A 15,876-nucleotide genomic window follows, 5' to 3' on the forward strand; every position below is an offset into this window, starting at 1 on the left:
AGCCTCAGCCTGCGACAAGGCGGCTGGCTACTGTGAGGCGGTAGAGGTGGCTTTTTCTATCGTATGGCTGGTTAATTTCATATAGCGTAAAGACTGGCGCTGCTGCTGTAGTATTTCTCCCGACTTTCTCATGCCCGATGCTGACGTGTATTTCCACATGATCAATCGGTTAAGTGTGGGGATATGGGCGCAGGCCCAGGCAAGGTAATCATCAACATCGCTCATCACTTCTACGGCGGGGGTGCAGGTTGAACGCAGCCTGCCAGAGGCGGGGTGGAGTTTCAGGTTATTGGGAGGGTGACTGTTCACGCCAGGGATCTTCATCAATGACTGGCGGATGGTACATAGCTGCGTTGCTGCCTCCAGCGGATCGCGCTGCGCGTCGATCCACGCCTGTTCGGCCTGTGTCTGCGCCTGCATCTGTGGGACAACCTGATTTGTTGGCCTGACATGAACGATTTCGATATCCATACCGACGCTGCCTTCTTCGCTCAGGAGGATGGCGATAGTATTGCCTGCATAGCCGATGCTGAAGTCGGGCATATTGGGATCGGCAAAATAAGGGCGTCCTTCAGGGGACACCAGCAGCGTGGGCAACAGCGGATAGCCGAAAAAATAGAACATCATCTCAGCTAGCAACGCTCGACTTTTCAGGTAACGCTCGCGGCGTTTGGCTGAAAAACCCTGCGTTGATGAGATGAGCCTATCGGGCAGTCTTTGTAAGTCAGGAAGCGCTTCCGTGCTTGTCCACCTGACAAAATGGCAGGTCATTGTTCACTCCGTGATCGTGATAAAAGATGGGAACCTATCAGGCATTACCGATGCATATTATCAGACTAATATGTGATCTAAAGAAAAATCGATGGATAAATCGGCGATAATTATTAATTAGGTACAACGAATTTCCTGTGTCGTGCGTTTTGTGGCGATCTTCCCTGTCCGCCACCTTCCAGTCTGTTTTAATGGCTCGGCCACCCCAGTGCGGAACGCCGCTGTTTTTCCAACGTCTGCTTGCGTAACTCATCCGCTGTCACTAATCGCAGCGCCGATGTCGGACACACGCTGACGCAGGAAGGGCTCTGGGCAACATCTACGCACAAATCACATTTGTGAACCTCGCTTTGCATGAGGTGTACTTCCTCTTCATCATTTGACGCTTTTGTTACCACATTGATGGCTCCAAAAGGACAGGCGACGACGCAACTTTTGCAGCCGATACAGCGAGACGGGATAACCTGAATGCTGTCCCGATCGCGCACCAGTGCGTCATTCGGGCACACGCTGGCACAGGGCGCGTTTTCACACTGGCGGCATAGAACGGGGACGCTGACGCTGGCGCTTTTGACAACTTTCAGACGAGGGAAGAAATGAGAAGGCCGCAGTTGTGCACTTTGACCACCGCTATGGGCTACCGCACAGGCGATCTCACAAGTTCGGCAACCGATACATTTTTCTGCTTCAGCGATAACAAATTGATTCATGAGCGGAGCTCCTCGCGGGTTGCGTTCATCTCAGGGCGCTGCGGGTGCGCGGGAATCGTACCCGTGACGGCGGTCAGCCCCATTGTCGCAATCATTCCTAATGCGGCTTTGCGCCCGTCGGCAATGGCGGTAACCACCAAATCGGCACCGCGCACGGCATCGCCACCGGCAAAAATACGCGGATGGCTGGTCTGGCAAGGTATTTGACTATTCAAGGGGGCGGTGATGTATCCCCAATTATCCAGACCGACGTCGGCGTCTTCCAGCCACGGCATACTATGTGACTGAAAACCAAAGGCGGTTATCACGGCCTCTGCGGGCTGCACGAATTCCGAATTAGGAATGGGGCGCGGACGACGACGGCCGCTGGCATCTGGTTCGCCCAGTTCGGTGCGAACCAGACTAATTCCGCACACTTCGCCCTGTTCATTCAGGCAGATTTTTTGTGGCTGGACATTAAACATGAACTCCACGCCTTCTTCGCGAGAGTTTTTCACCTCTTTTTTCGAGCCTGGCATATTCGCTTCATCGCGACGATACGCGCAGGTTACGGATATCGCACCTTGTCGAACGGAGGTGCGCAGGCAGTCCATTGCGGTATCTCCACCGCCGAGCACCACAACACGTTTTCCCGCCATCGAGATATAAGGTTCGTCGTCTAGTTCAGGTAGCCCCATGACGTGTTTGGTATTGGCGATCAGGAACGGAAGCGCATCGAAAACGCCGGGAGCCTCTTCATTCTCAATGTTGGCCTTCATGGAGCGGTAGGTGCCTACGCCGAGGAACACGGTGTCATAGTCGTCCAGCAACTGAGCCAGAGAAATATCTTTCCCCACTTCGGTATTCAGCCTGAACTCGATTCCCATGGCGCTGAACACTTCACGACGATGGATCAGGACGTCTTTATCCAGCTTGAACGACGGAATCCCGAACGTGAGCAGCCCCCCAATTTCCGGGTGACGATCGAACACCACGGCCTGCACACCGTTGCGGGCCAGCACATCGGCACAGGCCAGTCCTGCTGGGCCTGCCCCGACAATCGCCGCGCGTTTTCCGCTGGGAACGACACGCGTCATATCGGGCGACCAGCCCATTTCCATCGCGGTGTCGGTAATGTAGCGCTCAACGTTACCGATGGTAATTGCACCGTACTCCTTGCCCAGCGTACAGGCGCCTTCGCATAGCCGATCCTGCGGGCACACTCGGCCACAGATTTCCGGCAGGCTGCTGGTTTGGTGCGATAGCTCTACGGCTTCAAGAATCCGCCCTTGTTTTGCCAGACTCAGCAATTCGGGAATATTGTTATGCAGCGGGCAGGTCCACTCGCAGATCGCGCGTTTGCCGCAAGAAAGGCAGCGGTCAGCCTGATCTTCCGTCTGCTGCACGGAGAAGCCATGATAGATTTCATCAAACGTGGAGGTTCTCTGGGCCAGCGGCTTTTTCTCGGCATCCTGGCGCGGCCAGTTTTTTCTTTTGCTGAGCGGATGGGTTGTCTGCGCTTTCAGTACGGGCGTTTCACGCTGCCAGTGAGCGGAGGAGCGCAGCGCCATCACCTGCTGTTTCTCCTGACGGCGGGCCGCTAACGTTTGCTCGCTGACGAGCTGTAAGGCCTGAGTCGGACAGGCTTCTACACACGCTTGCCCTTCTGGACGATCGGCGCAGAGATCGCATTTATGGGCGACGGCGCTGTTGTCTACCGGGCTTGTTACCATGGACATTGCGCCAAACGGGCAAGCCAGCACACAGCTTTTGCAGCCGATGCACTTTTCCTGAACGAGCTGAATGCTATTGTCTTTTCTGATCAAGGCCTGCGTTGGACACACGCTGGCGCAGGGGGCATCTTCACAATGACGGCAGGTCACGGCAGCCCGCAGCGTTGGCGTATTGAATGCTTTGATTCTGGGCTGAAACACCGCGGCACTATCTGGATAGCGCTCGTCATTGTGTGAAATGACACAGGCGATTTCGCATGCATGGCACCCCATACAGTCTTGAGTACTGGCAATAACAAATCGGTTCATTACCTTTTCCCACTCTGGATCCCTCAATCGTGGCCTTTATCCTAATAGCTGGATAACACCCTGACTTTGATATAGAGCAGGTAAAAAGTCGGTTAATGTTAAATCTCACATGGGTTACTAATAAAATTATTGAATCGTTTCAGTAAGTTATAATGTTATGTGAAAGTAATGGTCTGGTTGCATATAACCTTATTTTTTGTCTGGTTTACAGTGGTTTATCTCGGGTGAAAATTCTGGTTTTCATTATTTTTGATGAAATAACTCGTTACTTTTACTTATGCCCCTCATAATGTTTGGCGCTATTTACACGCAGCAAAACACTGTTGTATCAAAACAATGTTGCTGCTAAATAACGTGTTTTACGGCATTTTCATTATGAATCAATAACAGGGCGTTGCTCAGGTTAATGGATTGTCACTAAGGGATAGTGTTATGAATAAAAAAGTTGTTCTTTGTTCTGTATTCATGTCAGCTGCGTTATTGAGCGGATGTGCCACAGAGTCTTCCCGTACCGTAGAAGCACAAAAAGTCACTTCTTACAGTACGCCTTATCAGGGTGTTCGCAGCCCAATTTCCATCGGGAAATTTGAAAACCGCTCTAACTACATGAACGGTATTTTTTCTGATGGCGTTGACCGTTTAGGTAATCAATCCAAAACCATTCTTGTTAGCCATCTCCAGCAGAGCGGCCGCTTTAATGTGTTGGATCGTACCAACATGGAAGAGCTGAAAGCGGAAGCGGGTATTAAAGGGCAAACGCAGACGCTGAAAGGCGCTAGCTATGTGATTACCGGTGATGTGACCGAGTTTGGCCGCAAAGAAGTGGGTGACCATCAGCTGTGGGGCATTCTGGGGCGCGGTAAAACACAGGTTGCTTACGCAAAAACCACGTTAAACGTGGTGAACGTACAAACGTCTGAAGTGGTGTATTCCGTACAGGGTGCGGGCGAGTACACCTTGTCCAACCGTGAAATTATCGGTTTCGGCGGTACAGCCAGCTATGACTCTACGCTGAACGGCAAAGTGCTGGATTTGGCTATTCGTGAAGCCGTCAATAATCTGGTTGCAGGAATTGAAAGCGGTGCCTGGCGCCCAGCGAACTAATGGAATAGGAATATAACCATGTTATCTCATAAGAAAATTGTCCTGCTACTGGCAGCGGCAGTATTAGCAGGCTGTGCATCTGCACCAAAAACGATTTACAGCTGGGATAAATATCAGCCTGCACTTTATGATTATTATCAACAAGATAAAGTCAGCCCAGAGCAGCAGATTCTTTCTCTGAATGAATCGATCGAAAAAGCGAAAGCTGCAAACAAACCTGTCCCGCCGGGACTCTATGCTCAACTTGGGTTGCTGTATGCCAATACTGGCCGTGATAGTGAAGCTCGCCAACAGTTTGAAACTGAAAAGGCGAAATTCCCTGAATCAGCACCTTTTATGGACTTCCTGTTGAGTAAAAATAAAGGGAACATTAAATGAATCGTTTCTTAGGATTATGTGGTCTGGTTTTTGCGCTGGTGCTGACCGGCTGTGCTAAACCTGTTCCTTATGATTACACGGCATTTAAGCAGAGCAAGCCTAAGTCTATTCTGGTGTTGCCGCCAGTTAACCATTCCCCGGATGTGAAAGCGAGCTATAGCCTGCTTTCTCAGGTCACGTATCCGCTGGCGGAATCGGGTTATTACGTCTTGCCTGTCGCTGTAGTGGACGAAACGTTCAAACAGAATGGTCTGTCGACCGCGGCGGATATTCATGCGCTGAGTACGGCTAAGCTGCAGCAAATCTTTGGTGCTGATGCTGCGCTGTATTTGGACGTAAAAGAGTACGGCACGTCATACATCGTGATTAACAGCGAAACCCGTGTTTCTGCGGATGCTCGTCTGGTTGATCTGCGTACCGGAAAACTGCTGTGGAGCGGAAGCGCAACGGCATCCAGCAACGAGCAGCAATCAAGTTCTAACGGCGGCATTATTGGTATTCTGGTGCAGGCCGCAGTGAACCAGATAGCGGACACGATCTCTGACAAAGGCCACGATGTTGCGGGCGTGACCAGCGCGCGCCTGCTGGCCGCGGGCCATCCACGCGGTATGCTGTACGGGCCTCGTTCACTGCAATACGGTAAAGAAACCTACTAAATTTCTAGGTAGTACACCGTTACATTGCAGTACGTTGTTATAGTGTAATACGTTGCTAAATCATCAACGCCGTTCGTTATTGAACGGCGTTTTTTATCGTCTTAACCGATGAGTCGGTAGTGCTATACATCAGTGGCTTGATTACGATGCTGTTTATTATGGCGGGTTGTCCAGACGAAGGCAGAGGTCAACAGCAGGATCAGCGTGGCCGCTGCTAGCACAATGGAAAACCCCGAATCAAAGGCGGAATGGGCTTGTGCAGTAAGCACCTGCCGCATATTTTCCGGTAAGGATTCGGCAAAAATTAACGCCTCGTCCAGGCTGTCATACGCGGTGTCCGGTGCGGCAAACCCAGCGGGTAGCATAAACGTTGCGGAATAAGCAAAAGACAGCAAACTGCCCATCAGCGTTACGCCCGTTGCGCCCCCTAATTCATAGGACACTTCTTCAATTGATGCCGCCATACCCGCTTTTGACGCTGGAGCAACCTGCATAATAGTGCTGGATGCGGCCGTCATGGTGGAGCCCACACCTGCGCCAATCACCATCAGGCTGATGACTTGTATGATGATGGGTGCATTGTGCAGCAGCAGATAGCTTCCCATTCCGAGTCCCGAAACCAACAGGCCAGCCGCTAGCATTGTCCCGCTGTTCATGCGCGGCAGTATCTTTCCAGTTAATGGGCCAGAGATAAAGGACGCCAGCGATAGCGGTAAAATGAACAATCCTGCCTGTAGCGGAGACAGTCCGACGACTAACTGTAACCGCTGTGTGAAGGCTAACTCCATTCCGATCAAGGCGGCGGCGGCCACGATAGCGGCGGCTACGGCCGCGCTGAAAGGCCGCAGACGGAAGAGAGAGAAATCGACCAGAGGGTGTTTGCTGTTACGCTGACGTCGAACGAACAGGGTAACGAACGCCACGCCGATAAGCAGAGCGATAAGCGCATCTTCATAGGATGGAACCCGTTTACCCAGTTCTTTTATGGCATAGGTTACACCAATCAAACCAACCATGATTAATAGAGAACCAATGAAGTCCCAGCGGTGTGAAGCATTACCTGGCCGATGTGGAATCACGGTGGTTCCCATGATAAGAGCGAGCAGAACAACCGGTACGTTGATGAGGAAAACCGAGCCCCACCAGAAGTATTCAAGCAGTATCCCGCCCATCACAGGACCAAACGCTGCGCCGCCGGATGCCACCGCAGCCCAGATACCGATTGCCAGTGCGCGTTCCCGTTCATCAGTAAATGTCAGACGAATAATCGACAGTGTGGCGGGCATCATCATCGCGGCACCGACCGCTAGCAAAGCGCGAGCGGCAATAAGCATGCTGGGTGTGGGCGAATAAGCGGCAAATAATGACGCGGCACCAAAGACCACCAATCCAGAGATAAATAAAGGTTTATGACCCAGCTTATCGCCCAAAGTCCCCATTCCCAGCAGCAAGCCGGAGGCAACCAACGCGTAGATATTAACGATCCACAGCTTGTCCGATGCCGTAGCGTGCAAGTCGTGAGTCAGTGTTGGGAGTGCGGTGTACAGCACTGTCATGTCGATAACGATCAGGAACAGTGCGCTGGAAACAATGGCCAGGATCAGCCACTTCTTTGGTGATTGCATAGCAGGATCTCTACCTTTAACTTCTATTTTTCATCTGTTGGATAGCGTTCTGATGATATAGAATTGCTTTTTAAATACAAACGTATTTTAAATTGGGGAAGATATGGGGCGTCATAAGAGCATTAATCGTGCATGCGTGTTGGATGCGGCGGAGCAGATTGTCCGCACGCAGGGAACGGCTGCGCTGACGATCGATGCAGTTGCTAAAGCGGCGGGCGTGACAAAAGGCGGTATTCAGTCGAGCTTCGGTACGAAAGATGAGCTAATTCACGCGATGTATCAGCGCTGGGAAGATGAGTTTGATGAGATGGCCGCCGTGTGCATCGGTACGGATGATAGTCAGGAAGCCAGAGTGCGTGCGCACGTTGACATCACTTATCGGACGGATGCCGCAGAAGGCGATCGAGCGGCGGGGATGATGGCCTCGCTGTTGAATATGCCTGAGCACCTTGCTAGATCGCAGGCGTGGTATGACAGCCAGTTGGCCGGGCTTGATCTGAATTCGCAGGAAGGGCGAGATGCTCGGCTGGCGTTTCTGGCATCCGAAGGGGCATTCCTGCTGCGCTATTTTGGCTTTATGGCGGTCGATGACGAGACCTGGAAAGCCATTTTTTCTGATATTTCCCGCCTTCTACCTGAGCGTACGGCTTCTTCCTGAGTAAGCTCCTCTATCCATGAAGCGCATTGTTTTATCGATGATCGTTTGATTATGGTTTGATAGATTGTTGCTCGCTGGACTGCTGCGCTGCCAGAATGTCGTCCAGATTCCCTTCGACCCATATCGCCAGCTCTTTTACCCTTACGCTCACTTCCTTGCCTAATGGCGTCAGGCTGTATTCAACATGCGGCGGGACAACCGGATAGGCTGTTCGCAGGACAAAACCATCACTTTCTAGCGATTGCAGAGTCTGCGCCAACATGCGCTCGCTCACGCCGCCAATCCGTCGACGCAACTGGCTGAAGCGATACGTATCATCAAGTAATGCGATCAAAATCAGCACTCCCCAGCGACTGGTAACGTGGTTAAGTATCTGGCGAGAAGGGCATTTTTCAGCAAAGACATCACCAGCTGGCAAAATGGGTAGCAATAAATCTGCTGGTGTTTTGGATTGATTCACTATACTTACCTTTATGTATGTACTTACTTAAAATTAGCTTTGCCGATATTATGCCAGCCAGTTCTTGTTAACAAAAGATGGTTAATAAAAGACAGTCAATAAAAGGAGCTTGAGATGATTGCTATTACTGGTGCATCCGGCCAACTGGGCCGTTTGGTTATCAAACAACTGTTAGAGAAGGTTCCGGCGAGCGGCATCGTGGCGCTGGTGCGTGATGTGAATAAAGTTACCGATCTGTCGGCGCTTGGCGTGCAGGTGAAAGCCGCGGATTACAATCAGCGTGAGGCGCTGGCTTCTGCGCTGCAAGGTGTGGATAAAGTGCTGCTGATCTCTTCTAGCGAGGTTGGTCAGCGTGCTGCACAACACCGCAACGTCATAGAGGCGGCGGTGAAAGCTGGAGTTAAGTTGGTCGCATACACCAGCCTGTTACACGCGGATAAATCGCCTCTGGCGCTGGCGGCAGAGCATCAGCAGACAGAAGCGCTTCTGAAAGCGTCTGGCTTACCGCATGTCCTGCTGCGCAACGGCTGGTATACCGAAAACTACGCGGCCAGCATTCCTGCTGCGCTGGAACACGGTGTGTTTATCGGTAGCGCAGGTGAGGGGAAAATTACCTCAGCAACGCGCGAAGATTTCGCTGCCGCTGCGGTCGCGGTACTGACGCAGGAAGGGCAGGCTGGCAAGGTTTACGAACTGGCTGGTGATGAGCCTTATACGCTGGCAGAACTGGCGGCGGAGATTAGCAAGCAGTCTGGTAAAAATATTGGTTATCAAAACCTGTCTGAAGCGGAGTTCACCGCCGCGCTGGTTTCAGCTGGGCTACCTGATGTCTTTGCGCAGATCATTGCGGATTCAGACACTGGTGCATCCAAAGGCGGTCTGTTTGATGATGGCAAGCAACTGAGCCGCCTGATTGGTCGCCCAACAACGCCGCTGTCTGCGGTAGTGAAAGCAACGCTGAAGTAAGAAAGTAAATGAAGCACCGAAAAAACGCCTGAATGTGCACGCTATGTAAGTGAGTGTTCACATTAACGGCCATTCCCTTTTTTACTGGAGCATCGCCGCTTAAGCAGCGATGCTCTGTTGTTTATCAGGATGTCGCGCCGGTTTTTTGTGGGTCACGACGAAAGTTGAGCCATGTTTTTGAAGTAATCCATTTACTGGCTGGTAGCTCAACGAATTTATACAACAGCCAGGCACCTAAAAGACTCAGCACCATTCCGGCGACAACCAATAAAGTCGCCTCAGGGACATCATATTTAGCACCGTCAGCCCATACCATAATGAGTTTTATCACTAAGAAGTGAATCATATAAAACCCAAAAGAGAGATTACCTAGCCATTGCATGGGTTTGGTATGTAAAAAAGAGCGACGTTGATTGATGTCACTAACGGTTAGTGAACCAATTACGAGCAGTAAAGGTATGAGTGTAATCAGGTTGAAACTGAATTGAAGTGGTATAAAGAGATCAATAGAATATGTTACAGCGGTTAGTATTAGGCTCGTTGTGATTGATATGGGGATCCATTTACCTTCCTGAATAACTCGTGATAGTAACATACCAATAATAAGTTCAGGCAGGCGGGTGAGAGGGAAGGTATAAGAAAACCACCAGCGGCGTTCACTAATCGATAATGACCACCCTTCAATATAGGGTGTTGCGGGTGTATATAGGGCGATAATAATTTGCGTGGCAATCATAATCAGGTATAAAAAACCTATGGATTTCCATAAATGAGCGGTTGGGATTGCTCTAATAACTCTCTGTAAAAAAGGAAATAATAGATAAAAAAGAACTATCGTGCAAAGAAACCAACTTGGTATATTTCCACCTATGTAATTTTCTCCATCAGGCAGCCAGGATTGTATTAGCAAAGCATTAGGTAACCAAATATCGACTCTGCTTATATTAATCACCCCTGTCGCAACGAGTAGTAACATGACGATAATATTAACCGGGTATATTCTCGCAAGTTTCTTCTTATAGAAAGTCAGCGTGTTGCCAAGTGGTTTTGATGACCAATTCATGACAAATCCGCTTAATATAAAAAAGAAAGAAACGCTTACCCAGCCAGATTTGCTAAAGATAAATGCGTAGGCAGTATTGATTTCGGGATCAGAAAATGGACTAAGCATGTTGTCTAACGACGTATGAAAAAGATAGACGAAGAGGGCCAGAATCATGCGTATCCCGTTCAGCGATGGCAGATTGGGGGAAGCGACTTTTGCTACTATTGGGATATCTTGAGTTGTGCTGTGAGAATATAGTCTCCCAGCGTTATTGGTAGTATTGCTATTCATTATCAACCTCATAGTTAAAATATAACATCAAAAAATAAGATGCTACGACTACAGATAACGTCTAAATCTCAGGTGTTGTAATGAAAATAAAAATTAGCCAATGATAATATTGTTGTTAAAATTCAAGGGAAATCATGCTATTAAAAATGAAAACGCCATGGTTTTTTTAATTCTCTCTATTCTAATGTTATTTTCTAATAAAACTGGCTGTCGTGAAGAACAGGATAACTATCCTATGTAAAAGGATAGCCGATTAATAATTCCCATATCTCTTTTTTATTTTAAGTCATATGGACTTATATATTAATCATTATGTTGGCTACTGATGGAATCATGAATATCACCAAGCTATTGATAGTAATTTCAATCATCGGAAACGGCAGGGAGACAGAGAGTATTCTTATTATGAGTAATGCTTTTTGTATTATTGATTAATACAACAAATTTTATTTTTTATCAATTTTTTTGTTAAAAAAATGATAATTTATTTAATAGCGTCGGATCTGGCGCTGTAAGGTGAGCAGGTTTCCGTGCTGGTTGCTTGGTCGATTGATATCGGATGTGAGTTGCGTAAAGCGCCACTGACTGCGGGGGTAACAGTTGTCATTCAGTGGCGTAGCACGAGTAGATTAGAATAAAGTAAGCGTCACTTCCCAATACAAAAGCTCGAGAAAATACGGCCTAGCAGGTCGTCAGAGGTGAACTCGCCGGTGATTTCACTTAAGGCCTGCTGTGCCAGCCGCAGTTCTTCTGCCAGCAGTTCTCCCGCGTAGGCGCTCACCAGTTGTTCTTTGCCCTGAATCAGATGCTGTGCAGCCATTTCGAGTGCTTGCAGGTGGCGACGTCGAGCCATAAAACCGCCTTCTGTGTTGCTGGTGAACCCCATACTTTGCTTGAGGTGGTCGCGCAGCGTATCGATACCTTCACCCGTACGGGCGGACAGGCGGATAAGTGAGTGAGTATTCACCTCTTCGATGCCGAGCGTTTCGCCAGTCACGTCAGCTTTGTTTCGCACCACGGTAATCGGCAGCGTTTTTGGCAGGCGTGCCATAAATTCTGGCCAGATCTGCTCAGGCTCGGTCGCCTGCGTGGTGGTGCCGTCCACCATAAACAGCACGCGGTCGGCCTGTTCGATTTCCTGCCAGGCTCGCTCAATACCAATGCGTTCGACTTCGTCGCTGGCATCGCGCAGCCCAGCGGTGTCGATAATATGCAGCGGCATGCCGTCGATATGGATATGTTCACGTAGTACGTCGCGTGTGGTGCCCGCGATGTCAGTCACAATGGCAGCTTCACGACCGGCTAACGCATTGAGTAAGCTGGATTTACCGGCATTAGGACGACCCGCAATCACGACCTTCATCCCTTCCCGCAGCAGGCTACCTTGATGCGCTTCGGCTCTGACGGCATCCAGATCGGCCATCACGCCATTTAACTGTGCTTCAATTTTGCCATCGGAGAGAAAGTCGATCTCTTCATCCGGGAAGTCGATGGCAGCTTCGACGTAGATTCGCAGGTGAGTAAGTGCTTCCACTAACTGATTTATACGGGTGGAAAATACGCCTTGCAGAGAGTTCAGCGCTGAGCGCGCGGCCTGTTCCGAGCTGGCATCAATCAGATCGGCAATGGCTTCCGCCTGCGCAAGATCGAGTTTGTCGTTCAGGAAGGCACGTTCAGAAAATTCGCCAGGACGTGCAATCCGCACGTTAGATAGCGTCAGAATACGTTGCAGGAGCAAATCAAGAATAACCGGACCGCCGTGACCCTGAAGCTCCAGCACGTCTTCCCCCGTAAAGGAGTTCGGGCCAGGAAACCAGAGGGCAATGCCCTGATCGAGCGTGGTGCCGTTGGCATCACGGAACGGCAGGTAATCGGCGTGGCGAGGCTTGGGGAGCTTACCCAGAACGGTATGCGCGACGTCGGCGGCGGCCTGTCCTGAAATGCGTAAAATACCCACGCCTCCGCGTCCCGGTGGCGTGGCTTGGGCGACGATGGTGTCGGTATTACTCATGATGTTCTCTCTGCATTGATGCCTGTCTGGCAGGCTATTTTACGTATCGTTGGCTGATAAAGCAGCCGTTAAAAAAATAAGGCGGTCAATGACCGCCTTACGCTTTGTATCGGTTAGCCATCAACCGGATTATTTTTTCTCGCGGCTATGCAAGCCACGTTTTTCCAGACCGCGGTAGATCAACTGCTGCTGGAGAATGGTAACCAGGTTGCTGACGATGTAGTACATAACCAGACCTGACGGGAACCACAGGAAGAAGACCGTAAAGATGACCGGCATGTAGGTCATGATCTTCTGCTGCATTGGATCGGTCACGGTGGTTGGTGACATCTTCTGAATGAAGAACATCGTCACGCCCATCAGGATCGGCAGAATGTAGTACGGGTCTTGTGCGGACAGGTCATGAATCCACAGAGCGAACGGCGCGTGACGCAGTTCAACGGAGCCCATCAGCATGTAATACAGCGCCAGGAAGATTGGCATCTGAATCAGCAGCGGGAAGCAGCCGCCCAGTGGGTTCACTTTCTCTGACTTGTACAGCGCCATCATTTCCTGACTCATGCGCTGTTTGTCATCACCAATACGCTCACGCATAGCCTGCAATTTAGGTTGCAGTAAGCGCATTTTCGCCATTGAGGTGTATTGCGCTTTCGTCAGCGGATACATGATACCGCGCACGATAAAGGTAATGGCAATGATGGAGAAGCCCCAGTTGCCGATGAAGCTATGCAGGAATTTCAGCAGCTTAAACAACGGCTGAGAAATGAACCACAGCCAGCCGTAATCTACGGTCAGATCCAGATGTGGTGCGACAGCAGCCATCTTATCCTGAATCTCAGGGCCGACCCACAGGGTGGTCTTCAGATCCTGTTGGCTACCAGCGGCAACCACAACCGGAGCGGATTTGAAGCCAATAGCGGCCTGACCGTTACCCAGCTTGCTGGTATAGAAGGTGTTAGCGCCTGCAGTAGTCGGAATCCATGCGGTTGCGAAGTACTGTTGCAGCATCGCGACCCAGCCACCGTTGGTGGTGATGTTCAGGTTTTCGTCCATGTCGCTGAAGCTGTACTTTTTGTACTTGTCTTCACTGGAAGAGAACGCCGCGCCACGATAAGTGTGCAGTGCAAAGTTGCTGCTGCCGGTATCGCGGTGCTTAGGCAATTCCATAGACTGCTTTAACTGACCGAACAGCGTGAGTTCCAGAGGCTGAGCGCTGGTATTGTTGACGCTATAGTCAACGTTCAGTGCATAGTCGCCACGTTTCAGAACAAACGTTTTGGTGTAGGTGACGCCGTCAGCCGCAGTGTATGTCATCGGGATGCGCAGTTCGCTCTGACCATCCGCCAGCTCGAAGCTATCTTGCGTTGTGGTAAACAGCGGACGCGGGCCGTTAGCCGGGTTGTCTGGGCCGTTTTTGCCGGTCAAACCGCTCTGAGCCTGATAGACAAACTCGGAGGTGGTTTCCAGCAGGTGGAAAGGTTTATCTGAACCCAATGTATCTGGGTAAGCCAGCAGATGCGCTTGCTCGATGTCGCCGCCACGCGTGTTGATTGTCAGCGACAGCACATCGGTTTTCACTGTGATCAGTTTGCCTTGACCGCTGGCTGGTACGCCCTGGTTGGTAGCATCACCGGTCACTGCGTTCGTCGCCTGCTGTATGGCCTGCGTGGTTGCTGGCGGATTTTTATCCGTCTCCCAAGCCTGCCAAAGCATAAAGGTTACGAATAGCAGAGCGATGAGAAGAAGATTGCGTTGCGAATCCATCGTTAATGTTCTCTGTTATTGTCGGTTTTTGGCGGTACGGGATCATCACCACCAGGGTTCAAAGGATGGCATTTTAATACGCGTTTAAGCGTCAACCAACAGCCTTTTATCATGCCGAACCTGCGTATTGCTTCAATACCGTATTGCGAGCACGTTGGCTGGAACCGACAATGCGGTCCCAGCAACGGGCTGATAACGAGTTGATAACCGCGTATCAACCCGATCAGGAGTCGGGAGCCAAACGACAATGCCGACGCCATAGTTTTTCCAATGCTTCCGTCAGAGTACGGTTATCCAGTTCAGACACCCCTTTTTTCACAAGCACCACAAAGTCCATTGAAGGCAATGAATGTTGGTGCAGGCGAAAACTTTCGCGCGTCAGGCGTTTAATCCGATTGCGTTCATGAGCACGTTTCACATGCTTTTTGGCGACGGTAAGACCGATGCGGGGATGCCCCAGCGAGTTCAGGCGGCCGAGAATGGTGATTTGCGGCGTGCCAGCCCGTTGCGGTTGCTGGAAGACGAAAGTGAAATGACTGGGAGTTAACAAACGTAACTCCCTGGGAAATGCTAGCTTAACCACTCGGTGGGTTAGCTTTTATTACTTAGAAACAGACAGACGAGTACGGCCTTTCGCACGACGGCGGGCCAGAACTTGACGACCATTTTTGGTGGCCATACGAGCACGGAAACCATGGCTACGGTTACGCTTCAATACGGACGGTTGGAAAGTGCGTTTCATGGCGATTTCTACCTAAACTTGGAAAATTATAACTTCACAGTAAACGCGTTTGGCTGTTCGGCGTGAAAAAATGACCGACGCCTCAATCGCATATCACAGCTATATAACGGAAAGAGGCAGGATTGTAATAATTGTACAGTCCTGAGTCAATTAACATCACACTTAACACGCCAGCCATTCCGATTATTTTTGGAATTTCTGCCTGCCAGAGCACAGAAAAGGCGTAGACGCGCGGGCAGAGAATTATACGGACTCTATTATAAAGCGCAAGGATCCTCCAACGATCTGTCCCACAAGATCATGATCGATGTCACCGTAACGATCGTGTCACCGAGGGTATGCTTGGGGCGCTTCATCGCGGGCGGATAAAATGTGTGCTAGCGGCCCCTCTGCCGTGTTGCGGGGTATTGTGATAAGAATAGCCTGTGGATAAAAAGGATCGAAACTGTGCAGAAGGGGAAGATCTCTTCGGCGGATTAGGTTATGATCCGCGGTTCCGTTAGCGATCCTTTTGACGGGATCGTCGGAGTAAACCGCCGCGCTATGTGGTGTGCTTGCTGTCTGAATTGTGAATGAAACAATCGTAGATGACGCAGGCGCCAAAAAATCATGAGTCACATAAATAACGTCTTATTCTTTTCTTTTTGATCGTTCTTGTTCGAGTGGAGTCCGCC

The 15,876-nt window shown here is 50.3% G+C and carries 16 protein-coding genes; 5 read left to right on the plus strand and 11 right to left on the minus strand.

The window, feature by feature from the left end:
- Nucleotides 1-27: 27 nt before the first annotated feature.
- The 3 genes from EO763_RS22545 to aegA all read right to left on the minus strand — a co-directional run bounded on the left by EO763_RS22545 (nucleotide 28) and on the right by aegA (nucleotide 3,502).
- Nucleotides 28-771, minus strand: coding sequence for a 4'-phosphopantetheinyl transferase family protein (locus EO763_RS22545; RefSeq protein ID WP_161530293.1), 744 nt, complete (start codon nucleotides 769-771; stop codon nucleotides 28-30).
- 188 nt (nucleotides 772-959) lie between these two features.
- Nucleotides 960-1,481 (minus strand): 4Fe-4S dicluster domain-containing protein, encoded by a 522-nt coding sequence (locus EO763_RS22550; protein ID WP_161530294.1) that lies wholly within the window; start codon nucleotides 1,479-1,481, stop codon nucleotides 960-962.
- Nucleotides 1,478-3,502 (minus strand): formate-dependent uric acid utilization protein AegA, encoded by a 2,025-nt coding sequence (gene aegA / locus EO763_RS22555; protein ID WP_161530295.1) that lies wholly within the window; start codon nucleotides 3,500-3,502, stop codon nucleotides 1,478-1,480. Before aegA ends, EO763_RS22550 begins: the two co-directional genes overlap by 4 nt.
- A 432-nt stretch (nucleotides 3,503-3,934) precedes the next feature.
- On the opposite strand from aegA, the gene EO763_RS22560 reads away from it, so the two are divergent.
- The 3 genes from EO763_RS22560 to EO763_RS22570 are packed head-to-tail and all read left to right on the plus strand — an operon-like array spanning nucleotide 3,935 to nucleotide 5,640.
- Complete coding sequence (locus tag EO763_RS22560) at nucleotides 3,935-4,606, plus strand: CsgG/HfaB family protein (protein WP_010302426.1); 672 nt, start codon at nucleotides 3,935-3,937, stop codon at nucleotides 4,604-4,606.
- Between the two features lie 18 nt (nucleotides 4,607-4,624).
- Nucleotides 4,625-4,984 (plus strand): DUF4810 domain-containing protein, encoded by a 360-nt coding sequence (locus EO763_RS22565; protein ID WP_161530296.1) that lies wholly within the window; start codon nucleotides 4,625-4,627, stop codon nucleotides 4,982-4,984.
- On the plus strand, nucleotides 4,981-5,640 hold the full coding sequence (locus tag EO763_RS22570; protein WP_161530297.1) for a DUF799 domain-containing protein: 660 nt from the start codon (nucleotides 4,981-4,983) through the stop codon (nucleotides 5,638-5,640). The genes EO763_RS22565 and EO763_RS22570 overlap by 4 nt, the downstream gene beginning before the upstream one ends.
- A gap of 122 nt (nucleotides 5,641-5,762) precedes the next feature.
- Here the strand turns inward: EO763_RS22570 and EO763_RS22575 are convergent, their stop codons facing one another.
- Complete coding sequence (locus EO763_RS22575) at nucleotides 5,763-7,265, minus strand: MFS transporter (RefSeq protein ID WP_161530298.1); 1,503 nt, start codon at nucleotides 7,263-7,265, stop codon at nucleotides 5,763-5,765.
- 103 nt (nucleotides 7,266-7,368) lie between these two features.
- On the opposite strand from EO763_RS22575, the gene EO763_RS22580 reads away from it, so the two are divergent.
- Nucleotides 7,369-7,923 (plus strand): TetR/AcrR family transcriptional regulator, encoded by a 555-nt coding sequence (locus EO763_RS22580; protein ID WP_161530299.1) that lies wholly within the window; start codon nucleotides 7,369-7,371, stop codon nucleotides 7,921-7,923.
- A gap of 49 nt (nucleotides 7,924-7,972) precedes the next feature.
- Here EO763_RS22580 and EO763_RS22585 read toward each other — a convergent pair whose 3' ends face one another.
- A complete protein-coding gene (locus tag EO763_RS22585; RefSeq protein WP_161530300.1) occupies nucleotides 7,973-8,383 on the minus strand; it encodes a winged helix-turn-helix transcriptional regulator in 411 nt (136 codons plus the stop codon).
- A gap of 114 nt (nucleotides 8,384-8,497) precedes the next feature.
- On the opposite strand from EO763_RS22585, the gene EO763_RS22590 reads away from it, so the two are divergent.
- Nucleotides 8,498-9,349: an SDR family oxidoreductase gene (locus EO763_RS22590; protein ID WP_161530301.1), complete on the plus strand. Its 852-nt coding sequence runs from the start codon at nucleotides 8,498-8,500 to the stop codon at nucleotides 9,347-9,349.
- A 124-nt stretch (nucleotides 9,350-9,473) separates the two neighbouring features.
- On the opposite strand, the gene EO763_RS22595 is transcribed toward EO763_RS22590, so the two are convergent.
- From EO763_RS22595 to rpmH, 6 genes are all read right to left on the minus strand, one after another.
- Entirely contained in the window at nucleotides 9,474-10,685 is a 1,212-nt protein-coding gene (locus EO763_RS22595) for an acyltransferase family protein (RefSeq protein ID WP_161530302.1), read from the minus strand.
- A 646-nt stretch (nucleotides 10,686-11,331) separates the two neighbouring features.
- Entirely contained in the window at nucleotides 11,332-12,696 is a 1,365-nt protein-coding gene (mnmE, locus tag EO763_RS22600; RefSeq protein WP_161530303.1) for a tRNA uridine-5-carboxymethylaminomethyl(34) synthesis GTPase MnmE, read from the minus strand.
- Between the two features lie 129 nt (nucleotides 12,697-12,825).
- Nucleotides 12,826-14,460, minus strand: coding sequence for a membrane protein insertase YidC (gene yidC / locus EO763_RS22605; RefSeq protein ID WP_039485128.1), 1,635 nt, complete (start codon nucleotides 14,458-14,460; stop codon nucleotides 12,826-12,828).
- 2 nt (nucleotides 14,461-14,462) lie between these two features.
- Complete coding sequence (yidD, locus tag EO763_RS22610) at nucleotides 14,463-14,720, minus strand: membrane protein insertion efficiency factor YidD (protein WP_010302384.1); 258 nt, start codon at nucleotides 14,718-14,720, stop codon at nucleotides 14,463-14,465.
- A complete protein-coding gene (gene rnpA, locus EO763_RS22615; protein WP_010302382.1) occupies nucleotides 14,684-15,043 on the minus strand; it encodes a ribonuclease P protein component in 360 nt (119 codons plus the stop codon). Before rnpA ends, yidD begins: the two co-directional genes overlap by 37 nt.
- A gap of 18 nt (nucleotides 15,044-15,061) precedes the next feature.
- Nucleotides 15,062-15,202, minus strand: a complete 141-nt coding sequence (gene rpmH, locus EO763_RS22620) for a 50S ribosomal protein L34 (protein WP_005976668.1) — start codon at nucleotides 15,200-15,202, stop codon at nucleotides 15,062-15,064.
- Between the last annotated feature and the right edge of the window lie 674 nt (nucleotides 15,203-15,876).

This window comes from Pectobacterium odoriferum (assembly GCF_009931295.1).
Classification (GTDB): Bacteria; Pseudomonadota; Gammaproteobacteria; order Enterobacterales; family Enterobacteriaceae; genus Pectobacterium; species Pectobacterium odoriferum.

Bases quoted from the DNA above. Each gene is read 5' to 3' on its own strand.
- EO763_RS22545 (WP_161530293.1), bottom strand. From the start codon at position 771: ATGACCTGCCATTTTGTCAGGTGGACAAGCACGGAAGCGCTTCCTGAC.
- EO763_RS22550 (WP_161530294.1), bottom strand. From the start codon at position 1,481: ATGAATCAATTTGTTATCGCTGAAGCAGAAAAATGTATCGGTTGCCGA.
- aegA (WP_161530295.1), bottom strand. From the start codon at position 3,502: ATGAACCGATTTGTTATTGCCAGTACTCAAGACTGTATGGGGTGCCAT.
- EO763_RS22560 (WP_010302426.1), top strand. From the start codon at position 3,935: ATGAATAAAAAAGTTGTTCTTTGTTCTGTATTCATGTCAGCTGCGTTA.
- EO763_RS22565 (WP_161530296.1), top strand. From the start codon at position 4,625: ATGTTATCTCATAAGAAAATTGTCCTGCTACTGGCAGCGGCAGTATTA.
- EO763_RS22570 (WP_161530297.1), top strand. From the start codon at position 4,981: ATGAATCGTTTCTTAGGATTATGTGGTCTGGTTTTTGCGCTGGTGCTG.
- EO763_RS22575 (WP_161530298.1), bottom strand. From the start codon at position 7,265: ATGCAATCACCAAAGAAGTGGCTGATCCTGGCCATTGTTTCCAGCGCA.
- EO763_RS22580 (WP_161530299.1), top strand. From the start codon at position 7,369: ATGGGGCGTCATAAGAGCATTAATCGTGCATGCGTGTTGGATGCGGCG.
- EO763_RS22590 (WP_161530301.1), top strand. From the start codon at position 8,498: ATGATTGCTATTACTGGTGCATCCGGCCAACTGGGCCGTTTGGTTATC.
- EO763_RS22595 (WP_161530302.1), bottom strand. From the start codon at position 10,685: ATGAATAGCAATACTACCAATAACGCTGGGAGACTATATTCTCACAGC.
- mnmE (WP_161530303.1), bottom strand. From the start codon at position 12,696: ATGAGTAATACCGACACCATCGTCGCCCAAGCCACGCCACCGGGACGC.
- yidC (WP_039485128.1), bottom strand. From the start codon at position 14,460: ATGGATTCGCAACGCAATCTTCTTCTCATCGCTCTGCTATTCGTAACC.
- yidD (WP_010302384.1), bottom strand. From the start codon at position 14,720: ATGGCGTCGGCATTGTCGTTTGGCTCCCGACTCCTGATCGGGTTGATA.
- rpmH (WP_005976668.1), bottom strand. From the start codon at position 15,202: ATGAAACGCACTTTCCAACCGTCCGTATTGAAGCGTAACCGTAGCCAT.